The sequence below is a fragment of the Vibrio sp. A11 genome (genome assembly GCF_013048705.1).
Classification (GTDB): domain Bacteria; phylum Pseudomonadota; class Gammaproteobacteria; order Enterobacterales; family Vibrionaceae; genus Vibrio; species Vibrio metschnikovii.
Genome location: NZ_VHSI01000006.1, coordinates 23,824 through 45,030, shown reverse-complemented (window position 1 = coordinate 45,030; position 21,207 = coordinate 23,824). Strand labels below are relative to the sequence as shown.

18 protein-coding genes are annotated in these 21,207 nt (G+C 43.8%); 14 read left to right on the top strand and 4 right to left on the bottom strand.

Annotated elements, in window-relative coordinates:
* Positions 1-221 precede the first annotated feature (221 nt).
* Positions 222-1,550, top strand: coding sequence for a cyclic-di-GMP-binding transcriptional regulator VpsR (gene vpsR / locus FKQ60_RS07985; RefSeq protein ID WP_158144731.1), 1,329 nt, complete (start codon positions 222-224; stop codon positions 1,548-1,550).
* A gap of 58 nt (positions 1,551-1,608) precedes the next feature.
* Here vpsR and FKQ60_RS07980 read toward each other — a convergent pair whose 3' ends face one another.
* Complete coding sequence (locus FKQ60_RS07980; protein ID WP_154170256.1) at positions 1,609-2,643, bottom strand: NADP(H)-dependent aldo-keto reductase; 1,035 nt, start codon at positions 2,641-2,643, stop codon at positions 1,609-1,611.
* A gap of 238 nt (positions 2,644-2,881) precedes the next feature.
* Positions 2,882-3,550 carry a DNA mismatch repair endonuclease MutH gene (gene mutH / locus FKQ60_RS07975; protein WP_154170258.1) on the bottom strand — a complete coding sequence of 223 codons (669 nt, stop codon included), beginning with the start codon at positions 3,548-3,550 and terminating at the stop codon, positions 2,882-2,884.
* A 620-nt stretch (positions 3,551-4,170) separates the two neighbouring features.
* Between mutH and rppH the strand changes: the two genes are divergently transcribed.
* The 5 genes from rppH to FKQ60_RS07950 are packed head-to-tail and all read left to right on the top strand — an operon-like array spanning position 4,171 to position 9,458.
* Positions 4,171-4,689: an RNA pyrophosphohydrolase gene (gene rppH, locus FKQ60_RS07970; protein WP_040903856.1), complete on the top strand. Its 519-nt coding sequence runs from the start codon at positions 4,171-4,173 to the stop codon at positions 4,687-4,689.
* A gap of 1 nt (position 4,690) precedes the next feature.
* On the top strand, positions 4,691-6,937 hold the full coding sequence (ptsP, locus tag FKQ60_RS07965) for a phosphoenolpyruvate--protein phosphotransferase (RefSeq protein ID WP_158138843.1): 2,247 nt from the start codon (positions 4,691-4,693) through the stop codon (positions 6,935-6,937).
* A 17-nt stretch (positions 6,938-6,954) separates the two neighbouring features.
* On the top strand, positions 6,955-7,752 hold the full coding sequence (locus FKQ60_RS07960; RefSeq protein WP_154170262.1) for a sulfite exporter TauE/SafE family protein: 798 nt from the start codon (positions 6,955-6,957) through the stop codon (positions 7,750-7,752).
* Between the two features lie 30 nt (positions 7,753-7,782).
* Positions 7,783-8,610, top strand: coding sequence for a prolipoprotein diacylglyceryl transferase (lgt, locus tag FKQ60_RS07955; RefSeq protein WP_004394132.1), 828 nt, complete (start codon positions 7,783-7,785; stop codon positions 8,608-8,610).
* Positions 8,607-9,458: a thymidylate synthase gene (locus FKQ60_RS07950; protein ID WP_158144733.1), complete on the top strand. Its 852-nt coding sequence runs from the start codon at positions 8,607-8,609 to the stop codon at positions 9,456-9,458. The genes lgt and FKQ60_RS07950 overlap by 4 nt, the downstream gene beginning before the upstream one ends.
* Before the next feature lie 189 nt (positions 9,459-9,647).
* Here FKQ60_RS07950 and FKQ60_RS07945 read toward each other — a convergent pair whose 3' ends face one another.
* Positions 9,648-10,796: a Na/Pi symporter gene (locus tag FKQ60_RS07945; RefSeq protein WP_158138841.1), complete on the bottom strand. Its 1,149-nt coding sequence runs from the start codon at positions 10,794-10,796 to the stop codon at positions 9,648-9,650.
* A 360-nt stretch (positions 10,797-11,156) separates the two neighbouring features.
* Here FKQ60_RS07945 and nhaR point away from each other — a divergent pair, with 360 nt between their 5' ends.
* Both nhaR and FKQ60_RS07935 read left to right on the top strand, forming a co-directional pair.
* Positions 11,157-12,047, top strand: a complete 891-nt coding sequence (gene nhaR / locus FKQ60_RS07940) for a transcriptional activator NhaR (protein ID WP_154170268.1) — start codon at positions 11,157-11,159, stop codon at positions 12,045-12,047.
* A gap of 305 nt (positions 12,048-12,352) precedes the next feature.
* Complete coding sequence (locus FKQ60_RS07935; RefSeq protein WP_158138840.1) at positions 12,353-12,649, top strand: metalloregulator ArsR/SmtB family transcription factor; 297 nt, start codon at positions 12,353-12,355, stop codon at positions 12,647-12,649.
* Between the two features lie 157 nt (positions 12,650-12,806).
* Here FKQ60_RS07935 and rpsT read toward each other — a convergent pair whose 3' ends face one another.
* On the bottom strand, positions 12,807-13,067 hold the full coding sequence (gene rpsT, locus FKQ60_RS07930) for a 30S ribosomal protein S20 (protein WP_004394128.1): 261 nt from the start codon (positions 13,065-13,067) through the stop codon (positions 12,807-12,809).
* A gap of 353 nt (positions 13,068-13,420) precedes the next feature.
* Between rpsT and murJ the strand changes: the two genes are divergently transcribed.
* The 6 genes from murJ (at position 13,421) to ispH (ending at position 21,188) form a co-directional block, all read left to right on the top strand.
* Positions 13,421-14,983, top strand: a complete 1,563-nt coding sequence (gene murJ / locus FKQ60_RS07925; protein WP_161438578.1) for a murein biosynthesis integral membrane protein MurJ — start codon at positions 13,421-13,423, stop codon at positions 14,981-14,983.
* Positions 14,984-15,168: 185 nt separating this feature from the next.
* Entirely contained in the window at positions 15,169-16,137 is a 969-nt protein-coding gene (gene ribF, locus FKQ60_RS07920) for a bifunctional riboflavin kinase/FAD synthetase (RefSeq protein ID WP_040903781.1), read from the top strand.
* Between the two features lie 30 nt (positions 16,138-16,167).
* Positions 16,168-19,014 carry an isoleucine--tRNA ligase gene (gene ileS, locus FKQ60_RS07915; protein ID WP_170906282.1) on the top strand — a complete coding sequence of 949 codons (2,847 nt, stop codon included), beginning with the start codon at positions 16,168-16,170 and terminating at the stop codon, positions 19,012-19,014.
* A gap of 33 nt (positions 19,015-19,047) precedes the next feature.
* Complete coding sequence (gene lspA / locus FKQ60_RS07910) at positions 19,048-19,545, top strand: signal peptidase II (RefSeq protein WP_158138837.1); 498 nt, start codon at positions 19,048-19,050, stop codon at positions 19,543-19,545.
* 219 nt (positions 19,546-19,764) lie between these two features.
* The gene (fkpB, locus tag FKQ60_RS07905) at positions 19,765-20,196 is read left to right on the top strand and encodes an FKBP-type peptidyl-prolyl cis-trans isomerase (RefSeq protein WP_040903775.1); all 432 of its coding nucleotides are present in this window, start codon (positions 19,765-19,767) and stop codon (positions 20,194-20,196) included.
* Positions 20,197-20,225: 29 nt separating this feature from the next.
* Positions 20,226-21,188 (top strand): 4-hydroxy-3-methylbut-2-enyl diphosphate reductase, encoded by a 963-nt coding sequence (gene ispH / locus FKQ60_RS07900; RefSeq protein ID WP_170906281.1) that lies wholly within the window; start codon positions 20,226-20,228, stop codon positions 21,186-21,188.
* Positions 21,189-21,207 lie beyond the last annotated feature (19 nt).

Sequence of the window (21,207 nt, the reverse complement as noted above, 5' to 3'; positions counted from 1 at the left end):
GATAGATTCTATTTTAGAGTACCGCTAAGGTAGCGAAAACGATCTTTGCTTTTTGGCCAATTGGTGCGCTAATCCGATTGGTTAAGCGGGGCTTTTTGTCATCGTTAGTGGTATTGAGAGGTGGACCAAGCCCGTTTTGGTTGCCGACTGTATCTCCAAGCTGTATGGGTATCAATCAATTCAGCGCTGTATAACAATAATACTCATAAGGAAACCTGTTGATGGGCACTCAATTTCGGATGGATTGTGTTCCCGGTTCGCTGATTGTCGTTGGGGGCAGCTACGAACCGTGGTTAACCGTTTTAGAAAAGGCCGGATGGCGTTGCATGCAATGTGCTGATTTGCGTAAAGCAGACCAACAATTTACGAATACTGGGCCATGCATTGGTATTGTTGATCTTAGCCATGATGAATTTAGCTTAAATGGCATCGCTAATTTGGTGAGTAGCCATAAGCAGGTTCGTTGGTTGGCATTCATTCGTGAGTCTCAACTCAGCTCTGATACGATTTGCCAGTTTATCGTCAATTTCTGTATCGATTTTTTTACCGCGCCAATCCCTGATGCTCAATTACTGAGCACCATTGGCCATCAATTGGGTATGTTGCAATTAGAAAAAAAAGTATGGCCGAACTACGGTATTAATAACCAAATGGACTTATTGGGGGAATCACTGCCAATTAAACGGCTACGCGATCAAATTAAACGCATCGCGCCAACGGATGTCAGTATTCTTATCTCCGGCGAAAATGGAGTCGGTAAAGAAAGGGTCGCCAGAGCCATTCATAATACCTCGTCTCGCGCTCATCAACCTTTTGTCAGTGTTAATTGCCGAGCGATACCCGAGCATCAACTTGAAGCCGAGTTATTTGGTATTGGACATCCCGATTCAATCCCCCCTTTATTAGCGAAAGCTCATCAGGGGACACTATTACTCAATGACATCCTGGCCCTACCGAAACGACAACAGCTCAACTTATTGCATTTTTTCCAACAAGGGACCTTACCGGCGTCAATTGGTGCAAAGGCGGTGGATGTCAGAATTCTAGCCACCCATACGACTGATATTGAAAAAGCCTTGATTGATGGTGATTTTAATGAAGAGCTTTATCATTACATCAATGTACTGCGGATTAATGTGCCTAGCTTGCGAGAGCGAGCAAGTGATATTGCACTGTTTGCTGGCCATTTTTTAAAGGAGTACTCTAAAGAGTACAACGCGCAAGCCCGCAGCTTTTCTGAACAGGCGCTACAAAGTATGGAGCGATATGATTGGCCGGGTAACGTACGTGAGTTAATGAATCAAATTAAGCGAATGGTATTAATGTCTGATTCGATCATGCTTGATGAAACGCAGCTTGACCTACCTAAACGTGAAAGTAAAAGGACGTTAAAAAGTATTAAAGAGCGTTCAGAGCGAGAGGCATTAGTGCAAGCGTTAGAGTCTCATCGAGGGCAAATCACTCATGCAGCAAGAGAGTTGGCCATATCCAGAGCGACCATGTATCGTCTCTTGAATAAGCATGGCTTGCTCTCTGACTCGATTTTTTAGTGCTATTCACCTCAGCCGTTAGGCTACTGAAAAAGAACCTAACGGTGCCGTATCGCCTTTATGGGCAGGGATTTGAGTATTGAATCGCAATCTGATTGATCTTACCAAGCAGCTCTTCGCTCAGCACAACCTCTACGCTATCAATATTGGCTTTTAATTGCTCAAGCGTCGTTGCCCCAATGATATTAGCAGCGACAAATGGTCTTTGATTAACAAAAGCCAGCGCCATCTGTGCGGGATCCAAATCAAACTCATGCGCTAAATCGACATACGCTTGTGTCGCGGCTATCCCTTGTGGTGTGAAATAACGCTGAAAACGTTCGTATAAAGAGCAGCGTGCACCGCTAGGGCGTGCACCATGTAAATATTTACCACTCAAGGCACCAAACGCCAATGGAGAGTAAGCGAGTAACTTAACGCCTTCGTGGTGGCTTATCTCTGAAAGCCCGACTTCAAAACTACGATTCAGTAAGTTGTAAGGGTTTTGGATCGAGACCATGCGTGGTAAATCGTGTTTCTCCGCCAGACGAAGATACGTCATTAATCCCCAAGGAGTTTCATTTGAAACGCCGATATAACGCACTTTTCCCATCCGAACCAAATCGTTCATTGCTTCTAAGGTTTCGATCAAGGTGATCTCTTCTTGAGTCTCCGGATAAGGGTAATTGAGGAGACCAAAGGTATTGGTTTGACGTTGCGGCCAGTGCAATTGGTAGAGATCGACATAATCGGTTTTTAAGCGACGTAAACTATCGTCGATCGCTTGATGAATATTACGATGATCCAGAGCCATTTTATCGCGAATATAACTGACACTACGCGGGCCTGCCACTTTGGTGGCGAGAACGACTTTTTCGCGTTTCGAAGATTTCTCTAACCAGCGACCGATGTACTCTTCGGTTAGGCCTTGGGTTTTTGCGCTGGGTGGGACAGGATACATCTCAGCCGTGTCGATAAAGTTGACGCCACGTTCAAGAGCGTAATCCAGTTGCTGAAAGGCCTGTGCTTGATCATTTTGTTCACCAAACGTCATGGTACCTAAGCAAATTTTGCTTATTTCTAATGTTGAATGCGGTAATTTTGTATATTGCATTGTACTTCCTTGTTACCGTTAAGCTCCCTTACCTCTAGTCGGCGCTTCGTAAAACCGTAGGGACGGAAAGTCCTCGTTTGTCGTAAACGCTCAGGATTTCGGGAGATAGAAACTGAATAGATTGATTCCACTATAATCCAAGGGACAGGGTAAAGTCACTGTCCGTTTCACCTTAAACGGGTTTCACCTTAAACGTAGAAGAGAAGGGATCACCCGTTGACAGTTTGGTGAGCATGGCTTAATACAGATAATGCTGTTGGAGTATTTGCGCGGTAAATTGAGTACGCAGATAAAAACCACGTGGCAACGTTCGGATAGGGCGACCATTGGCGCCATAGGCTTCGGTTAATGCTCGGCTATTAGCGGCTTTCGGCCTAAGTTGTAATACTTCACCATGTCTTGCGGTAATATCAGCAATTCTACCGAGTACAATAAATTCCATCAATTCTTCCCAATCGGCTTTTAATTGTGCTTCTTCTGTAGCTGAAGGGCTCCAAATCAAAGGCGATCCTACTCGACGTTCCGCTAACGGGATCTCTCGCTCTCCTTGAACAGGGATCCATAACACCCGCGACAATTTTTGCCGGACATGACTATTTTCCCATGTCAGTCCTTGGACACCCGTTAACGGTGCGACGCACACAAAGGTGGTTTCAAGAGGCTTACCAGTATAACCAATCGGAATGCTTTTTAGCTCGATACCTAAATCGGCAAAGTCTTGTTGCGGTTTACTGCCAGCACTTGCGCCTAAATGCCACTCTAATAGTTGACCCACCCAACCTTTATCTTTTTTTAGATCCGCAGGAACGGGAATCCGCGCATGCTCAGCAAGTTCTGCAAAACTCAGTCCTGCAATGTGTTGTGCTCGATAAAGAAGCTCTTGTTCACTTTTAGGTTCTAATGGCATAGGAAAGGCACTGAAGTAAAAGCCCTAGTGTAACAAAAACTCCTTTCTGGGAGTAATAGACTCTTTACGATGAAGTGATGAAAAGATCATCATTAAAAGTTATCCACAACCGAACCTAAATAATCGTCGATAGTTAGGGTTTATCTAATTCATGTATGAATAAACAGGGTTTTCACTAGCGATATGAGCGATGAAAAACCAATGTTAGGCTGATAAATTCATTCAAGTGTGGATAACCACACATTTGATGGATCTTTGAGCGGCGTAGTTATACGTTTGATCTTTCCCTCGATATTCTAAGTATTATATTTTGATTATTTTCATCTTTTTGTTTTTTAAGGGTTATTTCTCGTTTTATTTTTTGTTGTCGGTTTAATGATAGGATTAAATGTAGCATTTCTTTCCTAGCTCTTCGTTTTCTTCACATGGTTATTCACAGAAAACGTGAATAAATGTGCTCTGTCTCTCATTCTGTTGTTGGTAACTATATGAGTGAGTGAAAGTTATGCAGTTTTCTCTTGATCGTTAATAAATCTCGCCTGAATCACACGAGTTCGTTTGCTCCTGCTGGGGATATGTGGAAAAATCAACATCATTAAGATTTTATGAGAGGTTTGCCAGTGATCGATGGCGATGGTTACCGACTCAATGTAGGTATTGTGATTTGTAACAACCATGGTCAGGTATTCTGGGCGAAACGATATGGACAACACTCATGGCAGTTTCCTCAAGGGGGAATTGATGAGGGTGAATCTCCCGAACAAGCAATGTTTAGGGAGCTTTACGAAGAGGTTGGTTTAACGAAGAAAGATGTCAAAGTCATTGCCACTAGTCGTCATTGGTTAAGATACAAATTACCAAAACGCTTAGTGCGATGGGACTCTCAACCTGTCTGTATTGGACAAAAACAGAAATGGTTCTTACTGCGTCTGGAATGTGATGAATCAAAAATCAACATGCAACGCGGTAGTACCCCTGAATTTGATGGTTGGCGCTGGGTAAGCTATTGGTATCCAGTTAGGCAAGTTGTGTCTTTTAAGCGTGATGTTTATCGGCGAGCAATGAAAGAGTTTGTCTCTTTAGCCATGCCGTTTAAGGAACGTAAAATAAAAGGTAAACGAAAAAACCGTAGGGGATAACATGCTCTCTCAGCTAAGGGATATTGTTGAACAAGTATCAAAAGTCGAAGATGTTTATCAAGCATTGGATATTTTTGTTAAACAGACGTGCACAGCGATGAGCACCGAGTGTTGTACGGTCTACTTAGCAAATGAAGAGATGTCTCGCCTCGAGTTAATGGCGACGCAAGGGTTAAAATTCAAAGGCGATAAAATTCATATTGGCTTTGATGAAGGCTTAGTGGGTTTAGTCAAACGCACCGCTGAGCCGATTAACCTTGCTAAAGCGTCACAACATCCTAATTTTAAATATTTTAAACAACTGGGAGAGGAGGTTTATCACTCTTTTCTTGGTACGCCCATCATTTATCGTAAACAAGTGTTGGGAGTTTTGGTGGTACAGCAAAAATCGCCCCGTCTGTTTAGCGAGATGGAAGTCTCTTTCTTGGTGACGCTGGCGGCTCAGTTAGCGGTGATCATTGCCCACTCACAAACGCAAGGACACTGGCTGTTATCTAAGAAACAACAGTCTGTCAGTGGCATCGCTGCTTCAACGGGAGTCGCGATTGGTGAGTTATGGTGGGATGACTCTCAACCGCAGTTAACAGACGTCTCTCCCGCCTCAACCTTAGATAAAGAGAGAGAACAAGCTTGGTTAACGCGGGCAATTGAAAATGCGTTGAATGATTTTCGTAAGTTACGTAAAAAGCTTGATAACGATATCAATAAAGAAGCGCTGGCGATTTTCGATTTATTTACCCACTTACTCAATGATCCGATGTTGCGTAATGATCTGAAAGCGCAAGTTCTGAAAGGTGATCGCGCTGACTGGGCGGTGCGCCAAGTTGTCGAAAGCTATTCCAACCGCTTTGCTCGTATGTCCGATGCTTATTTGCGTGAGCGTTCACAAGACATACGTGAACTGGGGCAGCGGTTACTCTATTTTCTTTACAATACAGAACATGAACAGCAGCAGTTAGATAAACCGATTATCTTAGTGGTACGAGAGCTTACCGCATCGATACTGGCGGGGTTACCAAAAGATAAGTTATTGGCCGTGGTCTCTTTAGAGGGGGCGGCCAATTCACATGCTGCCATTTTATCCCGTGCATTAGGTATTCCTGCAGTGATGGGTGTGTCACTGAACTTAAAGCAAGTGAATGGCAAAAAAGGCATTGTTGATGGCTACAGTGGTAAATTATATATTTCCCCTAGTAAGCCTATTCTTGCTGAATATCGTGCTTTGGCTTACGAAGAGCGACAATTGGCACAAATGGTCAATGAGGCAATTTTAGAGCCCGCATTAACCGAAGATGGTGTGCAGATTGAGTTACTGTTAAACGCCGGCTTAAGCGCAGATACGAATATTGCCATTAACCAAGGCATTGATGGCATCGGGCTCTACCGTACCGAAATTTCTTTTTTACTCCAACAGCGTTTACCTTCTGAAGAAGAGCAAATTCAGCAATATCGAGCGGTGCTTGAAGGTTACCCCGAGCAGCCAGTCGTGATGCGGACCTTAGATATTGGTGGTGATAAACCGCTCCCTTATTTACCCATTGATGAAGATAATCCCTTTTTAGGCTGGCGTGGTATTCGTTTTACGCTGGATCATCCAGACATTTTCTTAATTCAATTACGAGCCATGCTGCGAGCCAGTAGTGGCCATGATAATTTGCGTATTTTGTTGCCGATGATTTCTGGCGTAAAAGAGCTTGATGACGCGAGGCGATTTATCGAGCAAGCCTATCAAGAATCGATCAAAGTCGATGCCAGCATTGTCAGACCTAAAATCGGTATTATGCTTGAAGTGCCTTCCATGCTCTATCTATTGCCATTGATCGCTAAGAAAGTTGATTTTATTTCAGTAGGAACCAACGATTTAACGCAGTATCTTTTAGCGGTTGATAGGAACAATACCCACGTTTCGGATGTCTATGATTCAATGCATCCTGCAGTGATTATGGCATTGAAACAAATTTCGCAAACCTGTCAGCAGTATTCTTTACCGGTCTGTGTCTGTGGTGAGCTAGCGGGAGATCCCTTTGGTGCTTTATTACTCATCGGTTTAGGCTACTCCACGTTGAGTATGAATGCGTCGAATGTAGCTAAAGTAAAGTATTTGGTTCGCCATTCGGCAAGACGTGAATTACAGTTATTGGCGGACAAAGCCTTGATGCAATCGTACGGTCATGACATTTATAATATGATGCTCGATCATTTTGAAACGAAAGGCTTCGCTGGATTTGTGCGGGCTGGTAAAAAATAGAGAAATAGGACACAACTGTGGGTATTGAGTATATTCTTTTGCTGATCCTATTAGGTTCGGTTGTCGGATTGTTAGCGGGTTTATTGGGCATTGGTGGCGGCTTGTTGGTGGTTCCTGCCTTATTGTTTTTGTTACCGAAAATGGGCATTAGCCCAGAGATCGTCATGCATATTGCGCTTGCGACCTCTTTAGCGACGATCATCATCACCTCGATTTCTTCAGCGCTGAATCATCTTAAACTGGGTAATATCGATTTATTTGTTGTTAAATGGTTACTACCGGGCGTGCTTACTGGTGGTTTTTTAGGCTCAGTGGTTGCCGAGTGGATACCGAGCCATTATCTACCTAAAGTATTTGGTGTTATCGTTTTAGCTCTCGCGCTGCAGATGGTGCGTTCTTCGATGCAAGCCCGTTCAACACGGCCGATGCCGGGAGCAATAGTGACGTTATTATCAGGGAATGGGATCGGGATTATTTCTACGTTAGCGGGAATTGGCGGCGGATCATTGACGGTGCCTTTCCTCAATCACCACGGCGTTGAGATGCGCAAAGCAGTGGGTTCATCGGCGGTGTGTGGTTTGGTGATTGCCATTTCAGGGATGTTAGGTTTTATTTTGCATGGTTATCGAGTCGAAAACTTACCTGAGTACAGCTTAGGTTATGTGTATCTTCCTGCATTATTCGCGATTGCCTCCACCTCAATCTTGACTACTCGGATCGGAGCAAAATTAGCGTCACGATTACCGACAGTCACGTTAAAACGTTTTTTTGCTTTTTTCCTGATGCTCGTAGCAATAACGATGTTGTTGCAATAACTTTTTATCTAAGACAGAGAACGTTACTTTATGTCTCAAGGCTATCTTACTTTTCCTAATATTGATCCGGTGTTGTTTTCTATCGGTCCACTTTCTGTGCGCTGGTACGGAATGATGTATTTATTTGGCTTCTTATTTGCGATGTGGTTAGCTAATCGCCGAGCCGATAAGCCAGGCAGCGGTTGGACGCGTGAGCAGGTTTCAGATTTGCTTTTTGCTGGCTTTTTAGGGGTCGTGATTGGAGGACGAGTTGGTTATGTTCTTTTCTATAACTTTGAACTTTTCTTAGCTGATCCCTTGTACCTTTTTAAAGTATGGACCGGTGGAATGTCTTTTCACGGTGGTTTGCTCGGTGTGATAACCGCGATGTTCTGGTACGCTCGTCGTCAGCAACGTACTTTTTTTGGTGTTGCTGATTTTGTCGCCCCTTTAGTACCATTTGGTTTAGGCATGGGTAGATTAGGTAACTTCATGAACTCTGAACTGTGGGGACGAGTGACCGATGTTCCTTGGGCATTTGTCTTCCCTAATGGTGGGCCATTACCACGCCACCCATCACAACTTTATGAACTGGTTTTAGAAGGCATCGTACTGTTTTTCATTTTAAATTGGTTTATCAAAAAGCCGCGTCCTCTAGGTGCCGTTTCTGGGCTATTTTTGATCGGATATGGTACATTCCGTTTCCTTGTCGAGTTTGTTCGCGAACCGGATGTGCAACTCGGTTTGTTTGGTGATGTGATCTCCATGGGACAAATTCTATCTACGCCGATGATTATCTTCGGAATGATATTAATGGTATGGGCGTATCAACGCCAAATGTATCAAGATAGCCCGCAAAAAAGTAAGGTTGTAAAGTGAAGCAGTATTTAGACCTTTGCCAGAGAATTGTTGATCAAGGTATCTGGGTTGAGAACGAACGAACCGGTAAGCGCTGTCTGACCGTGATTAATGCCGATCTCACTTACGATGTCGCAAATAATCAGTTTCCCTTAGTCACGACACGAAAGAGTTTTTGGAAATCAGCGGTTGCCGAATTGCTTGGTTATATCCGTGGTTATGACAGTGCCGCAGATTTTCGTCAGCTAGGCACCAAAACATGGGATGCGAATGCGAATATGAACGCGGCTTGGCTCGCCAATCCTTATCGTAAAGGTGAAGATGATATGGGGCGAGTTTACGGAGTTCAAGGACGTGCATGGGCTAAGCCTGATGGTGGTCATATTGATCAACTGAAAAAAATTGTTGATGATTTAACTCACGGTATTGACGATAGAGGGGAAATTCTCAATTTTTACAATCCGGGTGAGTTTCACATGGGCTGTTTACGGCCGTGTATGTATAGCCATCATTTCTCGTTATTGGGCGATACCTTGTACCTTAATAGTACTCAGCGTTCTTGTGATGTGCCGTTAGGTTTAAACTTTAACATGGTTCAAGTGTATGTTTTTTTGGCAGTTATGGCACAGATTACCGGTAAAAAACCGGGCTTGGCTTACCATAAAATTGTTAACGCGCACATCTATGAAGACCAACTGGAATTAATGCGTGATGTTCAATTAAAGCGCCACCCATTACCGGCAGCCAAGTTCCACATTAATCCAGAGATTCGTTCACTGGAAGATTTAGAAACATGGGTAACCCTTGATGATTTCTCGGTGACTGATTATCAGCATCATGATCCGATTCAATATCCTTTTTCAGTCTAGTGGTGGGTTCTTATCTATGTGTAGCGTGAGATAAGAGCCAACGCCGAGAAAGACAATCACTAAAGATAAGCGTGATGAGTTTTGGTGAACCGTTGATTAAAACATGAGTCGATGAACAATAACGTCAAAGCCGCCAAGCACTATGCTTTGGCGGCTTTGTTATTTTGGCGTAGCCGATTGTGCTAAGGATTAGGTTGTCAGTGTGAGAACTGATCCAGGAAGAAGAACAAAGACCATGAATAAATAGAGTGCAACTGAAGCTTTATTCTTTACCGCACGATCTGAAATCCAATCTGCCCCTTTCAGTGGAAGCTCACGTAAAAATGGAATGCCAAAGATTAAGAGTGTTGCAGTGATATTAAACACCAAATGCACCAGAGCAATTTGCAATGCAAAGACCGCAAATTCACCTGAGACTGCGGTTGCGGCTAGAAGAGCGGTAATACAGGTTCCAATATTAGCCCCAAGGGTGAAAGGATAAACATCACGAACTTTTAACACCCCTGAGCCAACCAAAGGCACGATCAAGGTAGTGGTGGTGGTGGATGATTGGACTAAAACCGTAACCACCGTACCTGAAGCGATACCATGTAAAGGGCCTTTACCTATTGCACTTTTCAAAATATCGCGAGCGGGGCCGACCATCAGTTTTTTCATTAATTTACCCATCATCAGTATCGCGACAAAAATAATGCTGATCCCGAGTACAATCATGCTAACCCCGCCCCAGACATTACCGAATACGCTAAGCTGGTCTTGCAGCCCATTAACGATAGGTTTAGTCACTGGGCCAATAAAATCGAGGCCTTTGACGCTCATATCACCCGTTGACATAAGAGGAGATACTAGCCAATAAGAGATTTTTTCGAAAATCCCAAACATCATCTCTAAAGGTAAGAAAATAAGTACGGCGAGCAAATTGAAAAAATCATGAATGGTTGCGCTAGCAAATGCTCGTTTAAACTCATGCTTACAGTGAACATGGCCTAAGCTAACCAGTGTGTTGGTGACGGTTGTACCAATATTGGCTCCCATGACCATCGGAATAGCAATCTCAACGGGTAACCCTCCCGCGACTAAACCGACAATAATTGAGGTGACGGTGCTGGATGATTGAATTAAGGCTGTGGCGACTAAGCCAATCATTAAACCGGCGATAGGGTGAGCGGCAAAGGCAAAGAGCGCTTTGGCATGCTCTCCCGTTGACCATTTAAATCCACTGCCTACCATTGCTACGGCGAGTAACAATAGATAGAGCATCAGTGCCAAGTTAATCCAGCGTAGCCAACGTGTCATTGCTAAGCTTGGCACCGCTGTGGATGTCGCTTGGTTTATCATGGGGTTCTCCATTGACCTGATGATTGTTTGAGGTCTGTTGTTGAATCTGTCCGCGATGTTAGATGACAAATATTTCAGTAATATTACAAAGGAGGGGTTAAGTCAGCGCTTGGTTAAAACGATGGGGTTAAAGGTCTTATTTCTTTATTAACTAGATAATATTATTGAGTTTTTGAATTTGTATCTGGATGTGTTTTCGTCGAGAAAATGATGTTTTTTATGTCTGAATGATGACGGTTTGTTTTTTTTGATTCGTTAAAATAAAGAATGTTTTAGTAAATGTTTCGGTTAAACCGAAGTGTTTGCTGGTGAGGACTGAGTTTGTTATAACAGACGGACCATATATTGATTGAGTATGCCATGTCACATCTTAATTATAATCATCTCTACTATTTTTGGATGGTCTGTAAGCAAGGCTCGGTTACTAAAGCGGCTGATGCACTTTTTCTTACTCCCCAAACTGTAACGGGGCAAATAAAAGCGCTAGAGGATAGGTTAGCGGGGAAGTTAACTAAGCGTAATGGTCGCAGTATAGAGCCAACCGAGTTAGGGCAGTTGGTGTTTAAATACGCTGACCGGATGTTTGGGCTCAGCTATGAGATGCTTGATATTGTTAATTATAGTCAGCGCTCCAATGTGCTCTTCGATGTAGGGGTTGCAGATGCGCTTTCTAAACGTTTAGTCAGTAAAATTTTGATGAGTACTGTGCCGGAAGACAATCGGATTCATTTGCGTTGTTTCGAATCGACCCATGAGTTACTGCTGGAACAATTATCTCAGCATAAATTGGATATGATCCTTTCCGATTGTCCGGTTGATTCGAGTCAGAGCCCTGGTTTATTCAGCAAAAAATTAGGTGAAAGCCACATGGGGTTTTTCTCCAGTGGTGCGGTAGAGCATGGCCAATATCCTGCAGTACTCACTCAGCGTAAATTGTTGCTTCCCGGAGGGCGTACGGCGATGGGACGTAAAGTGAGGCAGTGGTTTGATCGTCAAGGTATGCAGCCGAATATTCTGGGAGAATTTGATGATGCGGCTTTAATGAAGGCGTTTGCTTTGTATCATCCAGATGTGATTTTTATGGCTCCGCTTTTATTACGTTCAGAGATGGAACAGGAAGGTTCTTTACATTTACTGAGTCGTTTAGAAGAAATTAAAGAAGAATACTACGTGATTTTTGCGGAAAGAATGATCCAGCACCCCGCAGTGAAGAGTGTCTGTGATGCTGATTTTAGTCATTTTTTTGAATAATCACGCTTGAATGGAACGCTTGTCTCAATTCGTGGTGCAGGGCTTTTTCGATTTGTTTTGGTGTATATTATTGTTAACAAATAGATTACTATCTGTCAGATTGGTCAATCCATAGCAGGTTCGTTCTGATCTTGGATGCGCTGATATATTTAAACGAACTGCAGTGTTATTTGTCTCTTAAGAGTTATAACTCATCGTCAAAATAATAAGTTGTTGAGCGTACGCTGAATGGCTTCACTTTTACTGTGTCGGATAGCACGTTAAGGTCAGTTTGTTTAAGTTGTTATTTTTAAAGGGGCTTGCTCATGAACCTAGAACAAATGGAACAAAACTCCGCTCAGGCAGTGGTGTTATTAAAAGCCATGGCCAATGAGAGGCGGCTACAAATTCTTTGCTTGTTGCACAATCAAGAACTTTCCGTTGGTGAGTTATGCAGCAAGTTAGAGTTGAGTCAGTCTGCGTTGTCACAACACCTAGCTTGGCTAAGACGGGATGGCTTAGTTGAGACGCGCAAAGAGGCGCAAACGGTATTTTATACCTTGAGTAGTAATGAAGTAAAAGCAATGATTGAGCTTTTACATGGTTTATATTGCGCTCACTGACAGGATGTTCCCCAACTTTGATTGAATGGAAATGAAAAACGATGCCCTCATGACAAAAAATCTTGTTATGATCAACAGAGTGAAAAATCAAAGTTGTTAGATAAATAAAAAACCGGCCTTAGCCGGTTTTTTTATCACTGATGGATATCAAGTTCTATTATAGAGCTTTAATCGCAGCAGAGAAACGAGACTTATGACGAGCTGCTTTATTCTTATGAATAAGGCCTTTAGTCGCCATGCGGTCAAGGATTGGTGTAACTACAGCAAACGCAGCAGTTGCAGCTTCTTTGTCGCCAGCAGCAATTGCAGCAACTGTTTTCTTCATATAAGTGCGCATCATTGAACGACGGCTAGCATTGTGCTGACGACGTTTTTCAGATTGGATAGCGCGCTTCTTAGCAGATTTGTTATTTGCCAAGGGTCTAACTCCCAAAAACTTTAGTTCGGTGACAATTTAAGGGCCGGAAATATCCCTTATTTGCACTTAAATGTCAAATGATTTGTGCAAAAACCCGTCTAAACCAAACAAGTTTGGTATCACAAGGCTTTCACGGTTAAGATGGCGTGGATTCTAACAGTATTTTTTGGGCAATGCTAATACTTATCTGATCTCATCCTGACATTCTTATTTAAGATTACGCGATATTATCCTTCATCCAGTGGTTACCCTCACTTGGGAGCGTGATTGTTCAGGTAAGTTGGCGAGAAGGGCGGTTTATGCGCTCTACTCATTCTTTGTATTTATATTCAGGTTTTTTCTTCGAGGTTACTGTGAGTAAACGCTTACTCAAGTCTGGTATTGTTGTCAGTACTATGACCTTTATTTCCCGAGTGTTGGGACTGGTGCGGGATATTGTCGTGGCCAATTTAATGGGAGCGGGAGCGAGTGCCGATGTGTTTTTCTTTGCTAATCGTATCCCCAACTTTTTACGCCGTCTATTTGCTGAGGGCGCTTTCTCGCAAGCTTTTGTTCCTGTCTTAACGGAATATCATGCAGCGGGGGACAAACAGAAAACACGAGAGTTGATTGCCAAAGTCTCTGGTACTCTTGGTTTGTTAGTGACGATCGTGACTTTAATCGGTGTGCTGTTTTCCGGTGTTGTAACGGCGCTATTCGGCGCTGGCTGGTTTTTAGATTGGTTATCGGGAGGTCCGGCTGCCGAAAAGTTTGAGTTGGCCAGCTTATTACTTAAAATCACGTTCCCTTATTTATGGTTTATTACCTTTGTCGCGCTTTCTGGGGCGGTACTAAACACGTTAGGAAAATTTGCCGTCTCGTCTTTTACGCCGGTATTTCTTAATGTAATGATGATTTTATCTGCTTGGTATATTTCGCCTAATCTCGCTAAACCAGAAATCGGTTTGGCAATAGGTGTGTTTTTGGGCGGTTTAGTCCAATTTCTATTCCAACTGCCATTTTTGATCCAAGCAGGTATGTTAGTTAGGCCGAAATGGGCTTGGAAAGATCCCGGTGTGGTTAAAATTCGCACATTGATGATCCCGGCACTTTTTGGGGTCTCTGTTAGCCAAATTAACCTGCTATTTGACTCTTTTATTGCCAGTTTCTTACAAACGGGGTCGATCAGTTGGCTTTATTATTCCGATCGGTTACTTGAGTTTCCGCTTGGTTTGTTCGGAATCGCTATTGCAACCGTGATTTTACCCGCTTTATCCCGTAAGCATGTCGATGCTCATCAAGACGGTTTTGCGCAGACCATGGATTGGGGAGTCAGAATGGTCATCTTATTGGGCATTCCGGCGATGCTCGGATTAATGGTGTTAGCCAAACCGATGTTGATGGTGCTTTTTATGCGTGGTGAGTTTTCTGCTCATGATGTTCAACAGGCGTCACTGTCTTTGTTTGCTTATTCTGCAGGCTTATTAAACTTTATGTTAATTAAAGTCTTAGCGCCAGGTTATTACTCACGACAAGACATTAAAACCCCGGTTCGTTATGGCATTATAGCTATGCTAAGTAATATTATTTTTAATGCGATTTTTGCTTGGCCTTTTGGTTATGTTGGTTTAGCGGCAGCGACGGCCTTATCGGCATTCATTAATATGGCCCTACTTTATCGTGGATTGCATCAGCAAGGCGTGTATAAAGTGACCACCCAAACGCTAGCATTTATTGCTCGTTTAGTTATTGCTGGTGCTGTGATGGTCATGGCGATTTATTGGCAGTTGGATTCCATGGCCGATTGGCTCAAGTGGGGTTTAACTGAACGAGCTTTGACTTTATGTGGGTTGATTGTACTCGGAGCGGTCGCCTATTTGTTAACGGCCTTATTGTTAGGGATACGTTTAAAAGATTTAAAAGCGGCGACAGATTAATGACAATTAAGGTATAATCCGTCGGTTTTACATCCATATTAGAGATGCCCTGCTGATCGTCAGTTCTAATCGTGCTGGTGGTGTGTGTTTCTTACCGTTAATGATGGTTGAGATTCACTTGTGCCAGTCTGTTTTGCGATCGGGTGTCGGTACCATTAAGAATAATAGGTTTTAAGTTTATCCCAATGGAATTGATCCGCGGTATTCATAATATCAAGCCTCATCATCATGGTTGTGTGCTAACTATCGGTAACTTTGATGGTGTGCATCTTGGTCATCAACAAGTATTAAGCCAAGTTTCTCAGCGAGCCAAACAGCTGAATTTGCCTTCCGTGGTGATGACTTTTGAACCGCAGCCCATGGAGCTGTTTTTAACATCGAAAGCTCCCGCAAGGCTTACTCGTTTAAGAGATAAGTTTGTTCAGTTAGGGAAATTAGGCATTGATCGCTTACTGTGCGTTAATTTTAACCACCGTTTTGCTAATTTAGAAGCGCAGGCTTTTATCCGTGACTTGTTGGTCGGGCAATTGGGTGTTAAGTTTCTGGTTGTTGGTGATGATTTCTGTTTTGGACAAGGTCGCAAAGGTGATTTTGCGATGCTACGTCAAGCCGGTGAGCAATACGGTTTCGAGGTTGTCAGTACACAAAGTTTTTGTGTTCAGCAGTCACGTGTCAGTAGTACCTTAATCAGAGAAGCATTGGCCAGCGATCAACTTGCAACGGCCGATACGATGTTAGGCAGAGCCTACAGTATCAGTGGTCGTGTTTCGCACGGTCGTAAACTGGGGCGAACGATTGGTTTTCCAACGGCAAATATTCCTCTTAAACGATGCGTATCACCGGTTTCTGGTGTTTACGTGGTTGAGGTCTATGGTCTTTCGACATTGCCTTTGGGCGGCGTCGCGAATATTGGTCAACGTCCGACAGTCAATGGTGTTCGGCAACAACTTGAAGTGCATCTTTTTGACTTTCAAGGCAATCTATATGGTAAGCAACTTGAAGTGGCTTTATTGCACAAGTTGCGTGATGAGCAAAAATTTGCATCTTTTGATGCACTGAAACAACAAATTGAATTGGATGCTGAGGCAGCAAGGGTGTGGCTGCAGCAGCTTTACAGCGAATCGGTTGATTCCACCGATTCGTATAATGTCTAACGTCGCCCAATACAACGGAATTAAGAATCGATGAGTGAATATAAAGATACCCTGAACTTACCTGAAACAGGGTTTCCAATGCGTGGCGATCTGGCTAAACGTGAGCCAGAAATGCTAGCACGTTGGTACAAAGAAGATCTGTACGGAGCAATCCGTCAAGCGAAACAAGGCAAAAAATCTTTCGTCCTGCACGATGGCCCTCCTTATGCCAACGGCGACATTCATATTGGTCACGCACTCAATAAGATTCTTAAAGACATTATTATTAAATCCAAAACGTTATCAGGTTTTGATGCGCCCTATATCCCTGGGTGGGATTGTCATGGCTTACCGATTGAATTAATGGTTGAGAAAAAAGTCGGTAAACCGGGTCAAAAAGTGACGGCGGCAGAGTTTCGCGAAAAATGTCGTGACTATGCGGCGGGGCAAGTTGAAGGACAAAAAGAGAGCTTTAAACGGTTAGGCATTCTTGGTGAATGGGATAAACCTTACCGGACAATGGATTTTGCCACTGAAGCGAACATTATCCGCGCGTTAGGTAAAATTGCCGATAATGGCCATCTGCTTAAGGGCTTTAAACCGGTTCACTGGTGTACCGATTGTGGCTCGGCGTTGGCTGAAGCAGAAGTTGAGTATAAGAACAAAGTATCGCCGTCGATTGATGTCCGTTTTCGTGCTACTGATGAAGCCAGTTTACTAGCAAAATTTGGCTTATCAGAGGGCCATCAAGGTCATGGGCCGGTTTCGATTGTGATTTGGACGACCACGCCATGGACACTGCCTGCTAACCGCGCGGTTTGTTTACGCAATGATTTAGAATATGTTCTTATCCAAGTTGAAGGTGAAAAACCAGAGCGAATCATTGTTGCCTCTGAATTGGCAAAGCAAGTCATCGATCGCGCTGGTATTGAGCATTTCCATAATCTAGGCTTTGCTACCGGCGCAGAGCTTGAGCTGACTCAATTTAACCATCCATTCTATGATTTTACGGTGCCCGCCATTTTGGGCGATCATGTGACGACCGAATCGGGGACGGGTGTGGTGCATACTGCGCCAGGACACGGTCAAGAAGACTTTGCCGTTGGTCAAAAATACGGTCTTGAAGTTGCCAACCCTGTCGGTTCAAATGGGGTTTATCTTTCAGATACCGAACTGTTTGCAGGACAACATGTCTTTAAAGCCAACGATGCGGTGGTTGAAGTATTGAAAGAAAAAGGTGCGTTGTTGCATCACCATGCTTATGAGCACAGCTATCCACATTGCTGGCGTCATAAAACGCCGATCATTTTCCGTGCGACGCCTCAATGGTTTATCTCGATGGATCAAGCGGGTCTTCGTGAACAAGCCTTAAGTGAAATCAAAGGCGTAAAATGGATGCCAGATTGGGGTCAAAGCCGTATTGAAGGCATGATTGAAGGCCGTCCTGAGTGGTGTATTTCTCGTCAGCGTACTTGGGGCGTTCCGATTGCTCTATTTGTGCATAAAGAGACGGCAGAATTACATCCTAACTCGCCTGCTTTGATTGAGAAAGTTGCACAGTTGGTTGAGCAAAAAGGCATTCAAGCGTGGTGGGATGTCGATACTGCTGAGCTCTTGGGTGCTGACGCTGAACAGTATGAAAAAGTACTGGATACATTGGATGTTTGGTTCGATTCAGGCGTAACTCATTATGCGGTTGTTGATACTCGTCCTGAGTTTAACGGAGCACAAGCTGACATGTACCTTGAAGGTTCGGATCAGCATCGCGGTTGGTTCCAATCGTCATTGATCTCATCGGTCGCAATGAAAGGTAAAGCACCTTATAAAGAGGTGTTAACCCATGGATTTGTGGTGGATGGTCAAGGACGTAAAATGTCTAAATCGATTGGTAACGTGGTTGCGCCGAAAGATGTCACCAATAAATTAGGTGCTGATATCTTACGTTTGTGGGTCGCTTCAACCGATTATACTGGTGAAGTGGCGGTGTCTGATGAAATCTTAAAACGCAGCGCCGATGCTTATCGCCGAATTCGTAATACGGCTCGTTTCTTCCTCGCTAACCTTAATGGCTTTAATCCTGCGACGGATATGATCCCTGTTGAGGAAATGGTGGCATTGGATCGTTGGGCTGTCGGTCGTGCATTGGCTGCGCAGCAAGAGATCATCAAAGCGTATGATGAATACAACACCCATGCGGTCGTACAGCGTCTAATGCATTTCTGTTCAATTGAAATGGGTTCATTCTATTTAGATGTGATCAAAGATCGTCAATACACGGCAAAACGCGGTAGTCATGCGCAGCGTAGTTGCCAAACGGCCTTGTATTACATCGTGGAAGCGTTAGTACGTTGGATGGCACCGATTATGTCATTCACCGCCGATGAGATTTGGCACGCGATGCCAGCCAAGCAAGCTGACGGTCAAGCACGCGGTCAATTTGTCTTTACCAGCGAATGGTACCAAGGTCTGGTTGGTTTAGACGAAAGTGAAACGTTTAACAACGCATTTTGGAATGATATCCAACACGTTCGTGGTGCGGTGAATAAGCTACTCGAAAATGCTCGAAATGAAAAAGTGATTGGTGGTTCGTTACAAGCACAGGTGACTTTGTTTGTCGATGATGCACTGGCCGTTAAGCTTAAGCGACTGCATAACGAGTTACGTTTTGTTTTGTTAACGTCTAAAGCTGAAGTCAAATCGTTGAGTGAAAAAAGTGCGCTGGCCCAAGCCACTGAGATTAATGGTCTATGGGTTGAGGTGAGTAAAGTAGACGCCGAGAAATGCGAGCGCTGTTGGCACCATACCGATGATGTGGGTACGATTGCTGGCCATGAAACCATTTGTGGTCGTTGCGTGTCTAACATTGATGGCGATGGTGAACAACGTCAGTTCGCGTAATCGTATTGGTTTCTTTCATTACCAAGGTTATCTATGACTCAACAGGCATTAACGTTAAAACAATCCGGTGTGCGTTGGCTGTGGCTAGCGCTGCTGATTTTTCTGGCTGACATCGGGATTAAATCGGTCGTCATGAACAACATGGGTTATGGATGGCATAATCGGATAGAAGTACTGCCATTTTTTAATTTATTGTATGTTCATAACTACGGCGCAGCATTCAGTTTTCTCAGTGAACAGGCGGGATGGCAGCGTTGGCTATTTACGGCCATTGCTTTTGCTGTCACAGCGTTATTGGTGTATTGGATGCGCCGTTTACCCGCGACAGAGAAATGGAATAACATTGCTTATGCATTGATCATTGGTGGTGCGGTTGGTAATGTTTTTGACCGCGTCGTGCACGGTTTTGTGGTCGATTATCTCGATTTTTATTGGAAAACTTACCACTGGCCAGCCTTTAATTTAGCGGATAGCGCGATCTGTATTGGGGCTGCGATGGTTATTTTAGATGGCTTTCGCAATAAGAAATAACGGTTTTAAGTCTATCGTCATTGAATAACCTTAAGCGTCGTCCGTTGATTCGGTCGGCGCTTTTTGTTAGAACGTGTCGGGAGTATTGCAACAACGCTAACGTGTTTATCACTCTGCGTCGAGATGTACAGCGATGAGCATGAAGGCCGTCATCTCTGTCATTGTTCATAATAAGTCGCTCCAGAGAGGCGATTGACTATTTTAAGGAAGCCTAATAACGTGAGTATCATTACTGATAATTCTGCTGTGACGTTACATTTTACTATTAAACTCAAGGATGGATCGGTAGCGGATAGTACCCATAATATGGGAAAACCTGCCAAATTGATCATGGGGGATGGTAGTCTCAGTGATAATTTTGAACGTCACTTGCATGGTATGCAAGCGGGAGAAAAGAAAGTGATTGAGCTGGCTGCTGAAGATGCTTTTGGATTGCCAAATCCTGATCATATCCATTATATGGATCGTGGTAAATTTGTCGGTGACAGTGACGTCGATGTTGGGACTATTATGGCATTTAGTGGTCCTGATGGGATGGAAATTCCTGGTATTATTACCGCAATCGCTGGCGACTCAGTGACCGTTGATTTTAATCATCCTCTTGCTGGCCAAGAGGTTATTTTCGATGTCGAAATTGTCTCCGTTGATTAATTTACTTTACACTAGCCCGATTTGAATCCATGAGCCATAACATGAAAATATTGTTAGCTAACCCACGCGGTTTTTGCGCTGGCGTTGATCGCGCGATCAGCATTGTTGAACGTGCATTAGAGCTGTATCAGCCGCCGATCTATGTACGCCATGAAGTGGTCCATAACCGTTTCGTGGTTGAAGGACTAAAACAGCGTGGTGCTGTTTTTGTTGAAGAGCTCAGTGAGGTTCCTGACGATAGTATCGTCATTTTCTCTGCACATGGTGTTTCCCAAGCGGTTCGTCAAGAAGCTAAAGCTCGATCTTTGACGGTGTTTGATGCCACTTGTCCTTTGGTCACTAAAGTTCATATGGAAGTGGCACGTGCGAGTCGTCGCCATATGGAAGTGGTTTTGATTGGTCATGCGGGGCACCCTGAAGTGGAAGGCACGATGGGGCAATACGCCAGTCAAAAAGGCAAGATGTATTTGGTGGAAAAGCCGGAAGATGTCGATGCTTTAAAAACTCAAGTAAAAGATCCAACTCATTTACATTATGTCAGTCAAACCACCCTATCCGTGGATGAAACGGCTGATGTGATTGAAAAGCTGCGTGAGGTTTTCCCTGAGATCCAAGGGCCGCGTAAAGATGATATCTGCTACGCGACACAAAATCGCCAAGACGCGGTGCGTATTTTGGCCGAGCAAGTGGACGTGATGGTCGTTGTCGGATCGAAAAATTCGTCCAACTCAACTCGGTTAAAAGAACTGGCAGAAAAATTAGGCACGCCTAGCTATTTGATTGATTGTATTGAGGATATCTCACCAGATTGGTTTAATGATGTCACTATGATCGGGGTAACGGCGGGTGCTTCTGCTCCTGAAGCGCTGGTTAATAACATTTTACAGCAAATCAAAGATTTTGGAGCCACAGACGTTGAAGAGGTATTAGGCCGAGAAGAAAATATGTTTTTCGAAGTACCTAAAGAGTTACAAATTAAGCAGATTAATTGATAACCGATTTAATGAGCCT